Origin of the sequence: Virgibacillus sp. LDC1, assembly GCF_025792345.1 — a bacterium.
Taxonomy (GTDB): Bacteria; Bacillota; Bacilli; order Paenibacillales; family Paenibacillaceae; genus Paenibacillus_AQ; species Paenibacillus_AQ lautus.
The window spans coordinates 3,452,214-3,465,218 of record NZ_JAOXLZ010000001.1 but is presented as its reverse complement, the minus strand read 5'-3'; the positions used below and the strand labels follow the sequence as shown (position 1 = coordinate 3,465,218).

General features: G+C 49.6%; 13 protein-coding genes. 3 read left to right on the top strand and 10 right to left on the bottom strand.

The window, feature by feature from the left end; all coding sequences use genetic code 11:
- Positions 1–107: 107 nt before the first annotated feature.
- From OHJ21_RS15615 to OHJ21_RS15595, 5 genes are all read right to left on the bottom strand, one after another.
- Positions 108–1,142: a M42 family metallopeptidase gene (locus OHJ21_RS15615; RefSeq protein ID WP_486020481.1), complete on the bottom strand. Its 1,035-nt coding sequence runs from the start codon at positions 1,140–1,142 to the stop codon at positions 108–110.
- Positions 1,143–1,180: 38 nt separating this feature from the next.
- Positions 1,181–1,507 carry a LapA family protein gene (locus OHJ21_RS15610; RefSeq protein ID WP_100538498.1) on the bottom strand — a complete coding sequence of 109 codons (327 nt, stop codon included), beginning with the start codon at positions 1,505–1,507 and terminating at the stop codon, positions 1,181–1,183.
- Between the two features lie 108 nt (positions 1,508–1,615).
- Entirely contained in the window at positions 1,616–3,406 is a 1,791-nt protein-coding gene (pepF, locus tag OHJ21_RS15605; RefSeq protein WP_486020480.1) for an oligoendopeptidase F, read from the bottom strand.
- A 202-nt stretch (positions 3,407–3,608) separates the two neighbouring features.
- Positions 3,609–3,791 carry a hypothetical protein gene (locus tag OHJ21_RS15600; RefSeq protein WP_100538496.1) on the bottom strand — a complete coding sequence of 61 codons (183 nt, stop codon included), beginning with the start codon at positions 3,789–3,791 and terminating at the stop codon, positions 3,609–3,611.
- 3 nt (positions 3,792–3,794) lie between these two features.
- Positions 3,795–4,028: a hypothetical protein gene (locus OHJ21_RS15595; RefSeq protein ID WP_100538495.1), complete on the bottom strand. Its 234-nt coding sequence runs from the start codon at positions 4,026–4,028 to the stop codon at positions 3,795–3,797.
- A 195-nt stretch (positions 4,029–4,223) separates the two neighbouring features.
- On the opposite strand from OHJ21_RS15595, the gene OHJ21_RS15590 reads away from it, so the two are divergent.
- Positions 4,224–4,421: a cold shock domain-containing protein gene (locus OHJ21_RS15590; RefSeq protein WP_006211711.1), complete on the top strand. Its 198-nt coding sequence runs from the start codon at positions 4,224–4,226 to the stop codon at positions 4,419–4,421.
- A gap of 196 nt (positions 4,422–4,617) precedes the next feature.
- Here the strand turns inward: OHJ21_RS15590 and OHJ21_RS15585 are convergent, their stop codons facing one another.
- Positions 4,618–5,808 (bottom strand): MFS transporter, encoded by a 1,191-nt coding sequence (locus OHJ21_RS15585; protein WP_486020478.1) that lies wholly within the window; start codon positions 5,806–5,808, stop codon positions 4,618–4,620.
- Between the two features lie 243 nt (positions 5,809–6,051).
- Here OHJ21_RS15585 and OHJ21_RS15580 point away from each other — a divergent pair, with 243 nt between their 5' ends.
- The gene (locus tag OHJ21_RS15580) at positions 6,052–7,134 is read left to right on the top strand and encodes a tetraprenyl-beta-curcumene synthase family protein (RefSeq protein ID WP_486020477.1); all 1,083 of its coding nucleotides are present in this window, start codon (positions 6,052–6,054) and stop codon (positions 7,132–7,134) included.
- A 21-nt stretch (positions 7,135–7,155) separates the two neighbouring features.
- A complete protein-coding gene (gene pfkA / locus OHJ21_RS15575; RefSeq protein ID WP_100538493.1) occupies positions 7,156–8,127 on the top strand; it encodes a 6-phosphofructokinase in 972 nt (323 codons plus the stop codon).
- A 187-nt stretch (positions 8,128–8,314) separates the two neighbouring features.
- On the opposite strand, the gene OHJ21_RS15570 is transcribed toward pfkA, so the two are convergent.
- From OHJ21_RS15570 to OHJ21_RS15555, 4 genes are all read right to left on the bottom strand, one after another.
- Positions 8,315–9,691 carry an MATE family efflux transporter gene (locus OHJ21_RS15570; protein ID WP_100538492.1) on the bottom strand — a complete coding sequence of 459 codons (1,377 nt, stop codon included), beginning with the start codon at positions 9,689–9,691 and terminating at the stop codon, positions 8,315–8,317.
- Positions 9,692–9,965: 274 nt separating this feature from the next.
- Positions 9,966–11,153, bottom strand: coding sequence for a putative glycoside hydrolase (locus OHJ21_RS15565; RefSeq protein WP_486020476.1), 1,188 nt, complete (start codon positions 11,151–11,153; stop codon positions 9,966–9,968).
- A gap of 389 nt (positions 11,154–11,542) precedes the next feature.
- Positions 11,543–11,737, bottom strand: coding sequence for a hypothetical protein (locus tag OHJ21_RS15560; RefSeq protein WP_006211704.1), 195 nt, complete (start codon positions 11,735–11,737; stop codon positions 11,543–11,545).
- Positions 11,738–11,908: 171 nt separating this feature from the next.
- Complete coding sequence (locus OHJ21_RS15555) at positions 11,909–12,730, bottom strand: YitT family protein (RefSeq protein ID WP_100538490.1); 822 nt, start codon at positions 12,728–12,730, stop codon at positions 11,909–11,911.
- Positions 12,731–13,005: the final 275 nt, after the last annotated feature.

The following is a 13,005-nucleotide window of genomic DNA, read 5'->3' as shown; positions in this document are numbered from 1 at the left end:
CAGGTTTCAGCGAAGTCTGAACCATTTTGATCATCGTAAGAACAACATCCACCAAACGCGGACGGTCTTTTGTGCAAGTACGTGGATAGACGTTGGTTATGAATGATTTACTTTACGTAAGCTGCGAGCAGTTTGACGGTGTTAAGAACGGCTTGTTTATGCGTTCTTTCCATCGCGTGGGATGCATGAACGCCGGGACCAATCAGCGCGGCCTTGATATTGCTGCCTGCGGAGAGCGCAGCGGAAGCGTCAGAGCCGTAATGAGGGTAGACATCCACCGCATAAGCAATGCCTTCGCTTTCGGCCAGCTGGATCAAACGGCTGGTCATGTCATAGTCGTAGGGACCGGAAGAATCCTTCGCGCAGATGGACACATCGGTTTCCTTGCAGCTCAGGTCATCGCCGATGCAGCCCATATCGACCGCAATCATTTCGTTGATGTCGGCAGGAATATAGGCAGCGCCATGTCCCACTTCTTCATAGTTCGAGATGAGAAGCTTCACATTGTGTTTAGGCTTCCAGTTATCCCGCTTCATGCTTTCGAGCAAGCCGAAGAGTGCGGCGACACTGGCTTTGTCATCCAGATGGCGCGATTTGATGTAACCGCTTGGCGTAATGACCGGACGGGCATCAAAGGAAACAAAATCTCCAACCCCGATGCCGAGTTTCTTCACATCATCGGCCGACTCCACCAATTCGTCGATCCGGACCTCCATATGGGCTTCCTGGCGCTTGAAATCGCGTGCATCGCTGTACACGTGAACGGAAGGATGGGTAGACAGGATGGTGCCTGTATATTTCTTGCCGCTGCGAGTATGGATGATGCAGTATTCATTCTCAATGCTGTTCATCATGTATCCGCCAACGGAGGTAAGGCGGAGTGTGCCCTCTGATTTCACGGCACGAACCATCGCTCCAAGTGTGTCCACATGAGCGCTCAGACCAACCGTACGGCTGCCGTCTTGTCCGGGAACGGACAGAATGGCACCGCCTTTTTCATTCCATTCCAGCGAAACATCAAGCGAAGCAGCTTCCTGTTCGATCCGCTTCATAATGTCTTGGGTATATCCCGTAGGGCTCGGAGTATCGAGCAGTTCTTTTAGCAGGTCCAGCACATAAGTTTCATTCGGTTGTATCGACACGAATTGTTAAACCTCCTTGGTTCAATCGAACACCTTCCCTATTCAGCGGGGGCGTCCTTTTGTTCTTTCTTGCTTTCCTCTTCCGCAGCTTGTACTTCCGGGGTGTATCCCGTTACTTCACGGATATGTATAAGTTGCTCCGCTAACGAACGGATCTCCTTCTGCATTTGATATTGACGGTAAATGCCGAATGTACCGACAATGAGTCCCCCGATCAGCGAGCACCCGATAATCAGCAGAATCAGCGGTACATTGACGGTGCCGAATAACAGATTGACTGCGACCGGATTGACGTTGATGACGGCGAATACAGCCGTAATCAGGGCAAACAATAAGGCTGCGATTAGCGACCATTGAATTTTCATGGGGAACACCTCCTTCCTCCAAACAGTATAAAATCCCTTGCCTGTAAAGGGCAAGGGATTTTATTCCACTGGTCAATTGGGATTCGCTCATCCTGCAATAGTGGATGTTTATTTCGTCAATTGCTCCATCTGGCTGATGATGTCTTCAAACACGCTCATCGCCTCGCGAATCGGCTCCGGTGAGGACATATCCACGCCTGCCTTCTTGAGAATGTTAATGGAGTAATCGCTGCCGCCGCTCTTCAGGAAGCCGAGGTAACGGTCAACGGCAGGCTGGCCTTCCTCCAGGATTTGCTTGGAGAAGCTGGTCGCAGCCGAGAAGCCGGTCGCGTATTTGTATACATAAAAGCTGTTGTAGAAATGAGGAATCCGCGCCCATTCCATGCCGATCTCCTTATCCACCTGCATGCCTTTGCCGTGATATTTCACGTTCAGCTCATAATAGATGTCGGAAAGATCCTGTGGCGTCAGGGATTCGCCGCTCTCCGCGCGTTCGTGCACAATCTTCTCGAATTCGGCAAACATCGTTTGACGGAATACCGTTGTCCGGAATTGATCGGCATAGTAGGTGAGCAGGTACATTTTCTGCTTCGGATCCTTGGCGTTTTTCAGCAAGTAATCCATCAGCAGCGCCTCGTTCGTGGTGGATGCCACTTCAGCCAGGAAGATGGTGTACTGGGCGTCGCGATATTTCAGGGCATTATCGGAATAGTAAGAGTGAAGCGCATGACCCATCTCATGAGCAAGGGTAAACATGCTGTTCAGGTTATCTTTATGGTTCAGCAGCACATAAGGATGGGTGCCGTAAGCGCCCCAGCTGTACGCGCCCGTCCGTTTGTTCTCGTTCTCGTATACATCGATCCAGCCATTGTCGTATCCTGCTTGCAGGCTGCTCAGATAATCTTCGCCCAGCGGCGTAAGACCTTCCTTGGTCATTTGCTTCGCTTCTTCGTAAGTAATATCCCACTTGTACTCTTCTACGAGCGGAGCGAACAAATCGTACATGTGAAGCTCATCCACGCCCAGCAGCTTCTTGCGGAGCTCCATGTAGCGGTGGAGAAGCGGCAGGCTCTCGTGAATCGTGTCGATCAGGTTGGTGTAAACTTCCTTCGGAATGTTATCGCCATAGAGCGCCATTTCGAGAACGGAAGGGTACTTGCGCACGCGGGAATAGAAGATATTTTTGTTTACATTGGCACTCAGCGTAGCTGCGATCGTGTTTTTCTGCCTGCCGTAGGTTTCGTACACGGCTTTGAAAGCACGCTCGCGAACTTCGCGGTTCGGGCTTTCCAGGAATTGAATATAGTTGCCGTGCGTGAGCTCGACGTCCTTGCCGTCCTCGTTTTTGATTTTCGGGAATTTCATATCCGCATTGTTAAGCATGCCGAAAATGGTCTGCGGCGCAGAGGAGAGGTTGCCGACTTGAGCCAGCAGCGCTTCTTCCGTCTTGGACAGAACGTGCGCTTTCTCCCGTTTCATTTCGGTCAGCGTGAATTTGAATTCCTTGAGGGAAGGGTCATCGATCAGTTTATCCAGTTCCGCTTCGGACAGGGACAGAATTTCAGGTGTGATGAAGGAGAGGGCTTCTCCGGCTTCCACGTTCAGTTTCTTGGCTTTGGCAGTCAGTGCTTGATATGTAGGGTTTGCTGTATCCTCATCATGGTGCATATGGGCATATACGTATAAGCGTTCGGCGTGATATGAGATTTCGTCTTCGAGCTCGAAGCATTCCTTGATGGAAGCTGCGTTGGTTAACTTGCCTTGATAATCGGCTGTGCGTTTCAGAAGATTCTTAAGCTCCGCAAAGCTCGCATCCCAAGCCTTCTGGTCAGCGAATAAATCTTCAAGCTTCCATTGATGCTCTTTAGGGACATCAGCGCGTTTTAACAATTGTTCCATGGAAATCCTCCTTGAATGATAGGTATTAGTTGGAGTCCGGGTTCCTTCAGATAAGACTTCGTTGCGGGTAGTCGAAAGAGCGATCAGGCTGATTGCAATCGTAATGCAGAGCACCTTGGCGCCTCTCATGGCATCATACCTCCTCGAATTGAAGCATCCGAGCGATAGTATGCCGCGTACCCGCCACTTTCATCCTATAAATTTACGAGGAACCCAGATTCAAGAAGCTGTATACAATAAGGTAAAAGGCAAACAAGATGAAGGCGACGGCAATCAGGGCCATCCCCTTCCTCAGTCTTGGCGGTATCTTATCCCGGTACATGATCATGATGGCACCGAGACTGAACGCGAGGATAATGAAGATGACGATATTCGTATAATCCATGCTCTACACCTGCTTAAAAGCAGCCATCATGTCTCTCCACTCATCTTCCCGGCCTTCAAAATCTGCTTTGGGGAAACGGTTTTGAGCCCAGTGCATCAAGGCTGGCCGACTCATAAAGGTATGGGTCTCTTCACCCCACTGGTCCGAAATTTCGCGGAGAACGATGTACCGGCCCTGAACTTCAACCGTCATCATGTTCCACTTGTCTTTTTTGTATATTTCATGTTTTTTGATCATATGCATTCTCCGTTTGCTACTTAGGCTTTTGGGTAAATGATAACGCACTCGCGGGCGTAAAAGCAAATAATCTTCTGTTAAATAGTGGCTCAAAAAAAGCCCCTTAGGGCGAATTGACGGATTGCATTGTCAGAAAACATGGGATATAATATGGATATTCGCCATAGATGGCGGTATTTTTAGGAGGTTGTTCATTTGAAAGGTACAGTTAAATGGTTTAACGCAGAAAAAGGTTACGGCTTCATTTCCGTTGAAGGTGGCGAGGATGTATTCGTACACTTCTCCGCAATTCAAGAAGAAGGCTTCAAGAGTTTGGAAGAAGGTCAAGCGGTTGAGTTCGACATCACTGAAGGTAACCGTGGTCCTCAAGCAGCCAACGTAACAAAACTGTAAGTTAGCTCCCAATACGGAGATCTTATAGAATTACCAAGGCATGAAGCACAGTTCTCGGTTTAGAGAACTGTGCTTTTTTGTGTTCCAATGGGTCAAGCCATTGTCATCAGTAAGCAAAGGCAAGTACGGATGAATATCTGGTCCGTACTTGCCTTTGCTGTTTTTGGAGCAAGGGAGGAAAATGCAAGCGGGTAGTCTAAACGCTGATCCCGCCGACATTCATATCCTCCGGCTTGGCAAAGAGGTGCCGGTAAAGAAACCCGAGACCAGCGACAAAGGCCAAGAGGGCAGCGAGCTGATAGAAGGCGGGTCTTCCTGCGGCTTCGAACAGCAAACCGCCGAAGGCTCCGCTGAGAAGTCCTGAAACGCTTGACCAGAAGATAACGAATAGAGCCATGCCGGTCGCGCGGTACTGCCAAGGGATGATCCGGGTAACATACCGCACGGCGGTTACATAGAACACGCCGAACGTAATGCTGTGAAGCGACTGAACCGCGAGTACGGACAACGGGTCAGCTGCAAGGGCCATGAGCAGGAAACGGAGCGCGAACATCAGGCTTGCAAAAGCCAGCAGGGGAAGCTCCTTCATCTTGTCGCCATACTTGCTTAGCAGGAAGAAGATCGGGATCTCGCTGGCAGCCGAGACCATCAAGGACCAGCCGATGAGTCCTTCGCCTGCACCCAGGTCGGATAAGGTAAGCGTGAGGAAGGCTTCGTTCATACGGTGGGCGATGGCAAGACAGAACGAGCAGCCGAAGAACCACAATATTTCTTTGGAACGCAATATCTTGAGGAGGGCTGCCAGTTCGACAGCCTCCGACTTCGCAGCAACTCCGTCGCGGAGAAGAAACGAGCAGAGCAGCGTGAACACGCCAATTCCGATGCCGATGGCCAGTGTGGCCGATGCGCCCGCGGCACCGATGGCATATCCAATAGCAAGCGCGAAGAACGCGTAGCCGAGTGAGCCGAATACGCGAATGACGGTAAAGCTGCGTCCGTACCTCTGTGCCGTTTGGATCGCCATTGTATCCGCCAGGGGATAGACCGGATAGTAGAAAAAATAAAACAAACTGATTGTAATCAATACAACGCCGAAGCTTGCAACCTGCCACAAAACAAGCATCGTGACAAGCTGACCGATTATCAGAATGTTCATAATGCGTTTGATGGTCCGGTATTTGTCGCTCGTGTAACTCCAAATCATATTGGAGAACATGGATATAAGCGGGCCGATGGCATACAGATAACCGATCTGTGCGCTGCTGAAGCCGATTTCTTTGAAATATAGCGGGAAATAGGAAATGACGAGAGCTGTCGTGCCAAATATCGTAAACATAAAGGCGCGCAGCCAATTCTGATCCGGTCTTTTCGTAGCGGGAAGTTTCATGCTGGGGTTCTCCGTTCTTTTTATGAACCCGGCGCATATACGCAATTCGTGAGGTTCATGGTCTGTTATTCAGCTCCGACTAGTATATAACATATCGCAGAATGGAGATAGATGGATAATAGGACGCGCTCAACTACCCTACGCCGTCAATGATTTGTGTTATTTGTGCAAAATGAACGATCATATTATAATAGGTTTGATTTGGATAGGGATAAAAAGACAACCATGTGGAGGCAGAGTTCATTGAATAATCAAGAGCTAAGCCGTAAGGTTCCGCGCAGTCCGGTCGGGCTGATGAGCCGGGTGTACAAATTCATACTCCCGGAAGTGCGGATCGAATTGGAGAAGTGGCGCCGGGAGGCTGAGCAAATTCCGGATGAGGAGCTACGAAAGCAGGCACTGGCCAGTATAGATAACAAAAGATTCCACTGCCAGGGCGGTGCTGTGTATGCCGCAGCCAATTTGCCGGAGAAGCATATTCTCATTCCATTGATTGTAGCTTACCAGACAATTAGCGATTATCTCGATAATTTATGTGACCGTAGTACTTCGCTGGACCCAGCGGATTTCAGACAGCTCCATCAGTCGATGCTGGATGCCGTTACGCCTGAGACTGAGCCGGCCGATTATTACGCACTCCGGACCGAAAGGGAGGATGGAGGTTACCTTCTCCGTCTTGTGCAGAAATGCCGGGATTGCATCGGTCAATTATCAGGATATGAAGCAGCAAAGCCCTACATAAGGGATTTGGCTGGGCTGTATACCGATTTGCAGGTATACAAGCACATCCATCCGGATAAGAGGGAAGCGGCATTGCTTGAATGGTGGTCCCTGCATGCTCACCGGACACCGCATCTGCGGTGGAATGAGTTTGCGGCAGCAAGTGGATCAACCTTGGGTGTGTTCATGCTATTCTTGGCTGCAACCGATCCGTTTCTGGATGACGAGGATGCTTCGTCCATTCATGCGTCTTATTTTCCGAATGTATGCAGTCTCCACATTATGCTGGATTATCTTATTGATCAAGACGAAGACAGGCTGGGTGGCGATCTGAACTTTTGTAATTATTACGAAGATGCCGATACGATGCTGAACCGTATAGCTTCCATTGTTGAGTGGGCCCGGAAGGATGTCAGAACAATTCCCTCGACCCCTTTTCATCGTATGATCATTGAGGGGTTACTGGCGTTATATTTATCCGATCCAAAAGTCAGCGAGCAGCAACTGGTTCGCTCCGTATCCAAACGTTTGATGAAGAAGAGTCCGATGACCCGGATCTTTTTCTACGTCAACAGCCGATGGATTCGCAAGCATAAGCATGAGTGACATTGAAGGAGGAAAAGAAACATGGCAGAGGTTAAAAAAATTGCAGTTCTTACAAGTGGTGGCGATTCCCAAGGGATGAACGCGGCGCTTCGCGCTGTTGTACGCAGCGGTCTGTATTATGGTCTTGAAGTATATGGCATTCAGCGCGGTTACCAAGGACTTCTGGAGAACGACATTGTCAAAATGGATCTTCGCAGCGTAGGGGATATCATCCAGCGCGGAGGCACGATCCTTCGTTCCGCCCGCTGTGAAGAGTTCAAGACGGCGGAAGGGCAGCAGAAGGGTGCCGAGATTCTGAATCAGCATGGCATCGACGGGCTGGTCGTTATCGGTGGGGACGGTTCTTACCATGGGGCGAACAAGCTCAGCAAACTCGGAATCAAAACGATGGGCCTTCCTGGAACGATTGATAACGATATTTCCTTTACGGATTATACGATCGGCTTTGATACAGCCGTGAGCGTTGTTGTAGACGCCGTTAACAAACTGCGCGACACGATGTCTTCCCATGCGCGCTCGTCCGTTGTAGAGGTTATGGGACGCCACTGCGGCGACATTGCGCTCCATGCGGGTCTTGCTTCAGGGGCAGAGACCATTCTGGTGCCGGAAGTGGAATACAACCTTGATGAAGTGGCAACCCGCTTGCGCGAAAATTTTGCAAAAGGCAAGCGTCACAGTATCATCATCGTAGCGGAAGGCGTCGGACGCGGCGAGGATATCGTATGTGATCTTAAAGAGTGCCATGCCTCGATCGATGCACGGGTAACGGTGCTCGGACATATTCAGCGCGGTGGAGCTCCGACTCCGTTTGATCGCAACCTGGCAAGCCGTCTTGGCGATTTTGCAGTTCGCAGTCTGATTGACGGCCAATCCGATAAAGGATGCGGTATCATCAAGGGTGAGCTGGTCCTCACGGATATTGACAAGGTCGTTAATACGAAGAAAGAATTTAACCGTGAATTATATGATTTGGCATTGCGATTATCCCAATAAATTAGGCCGTGTCCTAATTTCGGACGATAAGCAAAAAGACCGTCTCCCATTGCAGAACGCATTCTGCATGGAGACGGTCTTTTTTTAGCGATGGAGATAGTATACGCTTCAGAGGTTTATCATCCCTGTCTCGCAAGAAAAATCCGCTAAAAGCGGTCTGTCTTCTGAGAAGTACGTCGATAGACGTTTAGGATGCGGATCGGGCTTGTGCATTGACTTGACGTGCGAACTTGCGTTGAACTTTGACCAGACGCATCAGCATCAGGGCAGCGCCGACGGCAAGGCCCGTGATTAAGCCGATCCAGTAGCCGAAGGCTTGCCAATCGGTGTAGTTGGCGAGCACATATCCTACTGGCAGGCCAATCACCCAGAACGACAAAAAAGCGAGCATGAAAGCGACATTAACGTCCTTATAGCCCCGCAGCGCCCCTTGGGTTGGAGTGGCGATAGCGTCCGAGATCTGGAAGAAGATCGCGAACAACAGAAACTGCTGGATCAACGCCACGACCGCAGGCTCGTTGGAATATAATCCGGCGACCTGGCGGCCGGCCATAAACAGGATGACAGCCGTGATCAGCGACAGGATAACGGCTGTGCTGATGCCGAGTTTAGCGTACTTCCAGGCATCCTTCATGCGTCCCGAGCCGGCCTCGAAGCCTACAAGGATCGTCAGACTCATGCATATGCTTAACGGCAGCATGTACAGTGTCGTAGCGAAATTCAGGGCCGCTTGGTGTGCGGCAATGGTCGCCGTATCAAAGCTGCTCATGAGCAGCGTCACTGCTGCGAAAACAGCGGTCTCGAGGAAGATGGAGAACCCGATCGGCACGCCGATTTTTAACAGGCTTTTCCATGCACTCAAGGAAACACCCTGAAGCTGCCTGAAGATGCCGAATGGAGAGAACGGGTGATTGTTATGGATGATCACCATGGCAATGATGAGAACGGTCCAGTATGTAATCGCGGAAGCGAGGCCGGCGCCCACGCCCCCCATTCTTGGAAAGCCCCAGAATCCATAAATGAATAACGCATTCAAGCCTACATTCACCGGCAGGGTAATCAGCGTGATCACCATGGAAATTTTAGTTTGCCCCAGAGCATCGATAAAGCTGCGGAGCACGGTGTAGGCGAATAGCGGAATGATGCCGATCGATATGGCGGCGAGAAACTGGGAGGCAATCCGCCGAACTTCCGGCTCGAGGCTCATGGCTCCAAGAATGCCCGGTACAACGGCATACCCGATCCCAAGCACGACGATGGCGAGTAAGATGGACAGCCAGAGCGCCTGGTTAACTTGGTAAGCGACTTTATGTTCCTGACGCCCGCCAACGAGCTGCGAAACGATGGGGGTTATCCCCATCAGAATTCCGCTGAGGCCGGTTTGGACCGGGATCCAGATGCTTGTAGCGATCGCTACGCCTGCCAAGTCAGCGGAGCTGAATTTTCCGGACATGTTGGTGTCAAAAAAAGTAATGGCCGATAAGGCTAGCTGTGTAATCAGAATGGGGATAAGAATAATCGCGAATTGCTTCAGCTTTCCCCGTGTTGTAGTGGTCGGTTGCATGTGCGATGTGCCTTTCTTATTGTAGTTTTTATGATGCTGCCCCCATATTGTAGGGTCTTGCTAAGGATGGGAACAATAACTGGCTTATTGAGCGGCGAGCCAGAACTCAACCAGCGGTTGAATCGGAGTGCGTCAGGTTTGCATGTTCAGGGCCCGAAGCCCGGCCCTAATCTTCATCATAGCATCTGCTGTCAAGTATGCTCACTGATCGATTTGAACGCTGAAAAGGGCCGGCCCTGTTGATGGGCCGACCCTTAACGAATGGATAATTGAATTATTTATGAGTGACGCCTTCCGTATAACGGTTGGAAGCATTCCAGAGTAAATATTCATCGACGTTTGTATCCTTGAGGGCGCGAATCTGCTCCTCGATTTCCTTTTTACCGTACTTGGCATAATTTCCGCTTCCAAGCCAACTCGCGGTAAAGTCCTGAATCCAAGGCCGAATGATTGGTTTTTGATCCCCCAGCTCTTCCAGCTTTTTGTGGGTATCTTCCATGGAGCCTTTGATGGTCTGGTATGGAGCCTTATCCGGTACAGGGGAGCCGAACCAGCCTGCCGTGTAATGGCTTGGGTATACCATCGGGCTGATGACATCCACGTTTTTGGAAATTTTGACGAAGTCTTGGCCGATCCCTTCCGCCGCGGGTACCGAAGCAGCATACCCGAAGATGTCAACGGATACGCGTATGCCGAGCGGCGCTAGCTCTTCCCGGGCATATTGCACAAAATCGGATACCACGTCCACACGCGATTGATCCGTCTTGGTATATTTCAGGGAATCGGCGCGTTTCTCAAAGCCCTCCGGAAAACGGACATAATCAAACTGGATTTCCTTGAATCCGAGTTTTGCGGCTTCCTTGGCGATTTCGATGTTGTAATCCCAAACCTCTTTGCTGTACGGGTTAACGAAGCTGTCGCCCCCGCCATTGGTCCAGACGCTGCCGTCTCCTTTACGGAAGGAAAGCTCCGGGTTTTTCTTGGCAAGAATGGTATCCTTGAACACGACAACTCTGGCGATCGGATAAATATCGTGTTTCTCCAGCCGCTTCATCAGCTGCTTGATGTCTTTGATAAAAGGCTGGGATTTACCGAGTTCCTTCAGCTTCGGATTATCGGTTCTGTACGTTATGTATCCTTCATCGTCCTTGATGTCAATGACCATCGCATTAAGATCGGTCTTGTCCATAAGATCCACGAGCTGATTCATTCTGGAGCCGCCTGCGCTATAAGCCGTTACATAAATGCCCTTGACTTTAGGCGCGTCAATCTGCGGATCGATTTCCGTCGTGTTTGGCTTGATGCCGGAGTGTCCTTGACCCTGGTTGTTATTTTGGTGCATGCCCTGAATCATGGCGGTATTTAACGAAGCCTGAAGTTTGGCGGTAAGATTGTTGTCTTGCGGACTGGAACCGCCGAAGCCCGCGGACGCCAAGATGAATAAAGCCAAGATGATATTCATAATTACTCTCTCCCTTGTGTACATTCACATCATGATTATAAAGGAACGGATGCCTTCAAAAAGAACAGGATTGTTACAATCGACAATAAATTGGAAACGGCGGGTGAGCGTACTTAGTTCATTAAACGGGTCGAGGGCGTTTTAAACGCTAAAAATCGACATTTGTGGCAGTTGGCCGTGAACAACATGTGAACATGGGGAGTGACTAGCATCGGAATATAACAACCATAAGAAGGTGGATAGCGTTTACAGCAGCTTACCCTGCTTTGGTGGGGAATGACGTGCTTATAGAATTTACATTTATCCATAAAAAAATGCCGTTACTCACCGGTGAATTTTACCGGAGAATAACGACACTTGTCGTGCGATATTTACGTGTAGCATTAAAATTAATGAAGCGGCGTTTGGTTCTGATGCTCGCAAATGCTGAACTGAATGATTTCAAGAGCGTCCTCCTGCTCCAGAATACTCAGCCCGTCCCTAAGAACGATCATGGAATTCAGTTCGTTCTGTCTAAAGAACGGTATCATTTCCGGGAACCACTTCATGACGATTTGTGACAATTTTACCGTTTCCATTTCCATAAAAATCACCCTTTCCTTCCAAATTGGTTAGGCAGGACGTTCTTTTGTAAAACGGAAAAACAATTAAAATTGGGCCAAAGCGATGCCCGGGAAAAGATCTCATGAATATTGTAGGAACCGCGCACCAATATTATACCACATATTTACCATACCCTCACAGGTGGTAAATATTTAGTTCTTGCGGAATTGACCCATGACAGCCGTGGTTTCCACGATATTAACGAAGGCCAGGGGGTCTGTCTCCGTAATGATTTGTTTTAGCTCAGCCAGCTCATATCGCGTCGTGACGGTCATTAGCATATCCTTTTCTTTATGACTGAAGGCCCCCTCGGTTTTGATCTTGGTTATACCGCGGGGGCGCTTAAGCAGCTTCTCCAGCAGGGCTTCCGTCTGGTTCGTGACAATAAAGACCGTAACCTTGATATGACTGACATGGAGCATATCCACCATTTTTCCGGCAATATAGATGGAGGCCATGGAGGCGAGGGCCAGGTTCCAGTCGTCTTCCAAATAAGCAACTGCCATAATGACGATGGCGTTCAGCGTCACGAGCACACTTCCAACGGGGAAGTCCCGGTATTTCGTAACGAGGGAGCCGATGATATCAAAGCCCCCGGTGGAACCGCCAACTCGAAAGGAGAGGCCGGTGCCGAATCCGACAAGCACGCCGCCGAAAACGGAGGACAGCAGCATGTCGGTTGCAACCGGAGTAACCGGAATGAGCTCCAGGAATAGGGTTGTAACGATAACCGAGAGAACGCTGAGACCAACGAACCTTTTGCCGAGCTTGAACCAACCGGTTATAAGAATCGGGATATTGAGCACAAAATACAGGATGCTGATATTTAGCGGCGTGAAATAGCCGATAATCAGAGCAACGCCGGAAACGCCTCCGCTGAGCAGATGATGGGGAATCAGAAACAAATTAAATCCGCCGGCGATAATGATGCCGCCGAACACGATCGAGAAATAGGTCCATAGACGCTTCAACATAGGAATCACCTCCCGGTTATTATGACTTCTTTAAGCTTGCTGGTATTCCAGAAATGTTTTGTGATATAATGTATTGGATATTCTTGAGTAGTCCGTTACATTGATAACTTTGCAAGCTTATCAGGATGATTATACATTAACCAGTCACCATACTGGTGATAAGAGAAATATACCGGTTCACCTCGTGCAGAAAATCCTGCTGGCCGGGAAAGCCTATAAACGTTACCACTACTTAAGAATACAGAGAAGAAAGTGGAAGTCCACAGATAGAAGGA

Bases quoted from the DNA above. Each gene is read 5' to 3' on its own strand.
- OHJ21_RS15560 (WP_006211704.1), bottom strand. From the start codon at position 11,737: ATGGAAATGGAAACGGTAAAATTGTCACAAATCGTCATGAAGTGGTTC.
- OHJ21_RS15600 (WP_100538496.1), bottom strand. From the start codon at position 3,791: ATGGATTATACGAATATCGTCATCTTCATTATCCTCGCGTTCAGTCTC.
- OHJ21_RS15570 (WP_100538492.1), bottom strand. From the start codon at position 9,691: ATGCAACCGACCACTACAACACGGGGAAAGCTGAAGCAATTCGCGATT.
- OHJ21_RS15565 (WP_486020476.1), bottom strand. From the start codon at position 11,153: ATGAATATCATCTTGGCTTTATTCATCTTGGCGTCCGCGGGCTTCGGC.
- pepF (WP_486020480.1), bottom strand. From the start codon at position 3,406: ATGGAACAATTGTTAAAACGCGCTGATGTCCCTAAAGAGCATCAATGG.
- pfkA (WP_100538493.1), top strand. From the start codon at position 7,156: ATGGCAGAGGTTAAAAAAATTGCAGTTCTTACAAGTGGTGGCGATTCC.
- OHJ21_RS15610 (WP_100538498.1), bottom strand. From the start codon at position 1,507: ATGAAAATTCAATGGTCGCTAATCGCAGCCTTATTGTTTGCCCTGATT.
- OHJ21_RS15595 (WP_100538495.1), bottom strand. From the start codon at position 4,028: ATGATCAAAAAACATGAAATATACAAAAAAGACAAGTGGAACATGATG.
- OHJ21_RS15555 (WP_100538490.1), bottom strand. From the start codon at position 12,730: ATGTTGAAGCGTCTATGGACCTATTTCTCGATCGTGTTCGGCGGCATC.
- OHJ21_RS15585 (WP_486020478.1), bottom strand. From the start codon at position 5,808: ATGAAACTTCCCGCTACGAAAAGACCGGATCAGAATTGGCTGCGCGCC.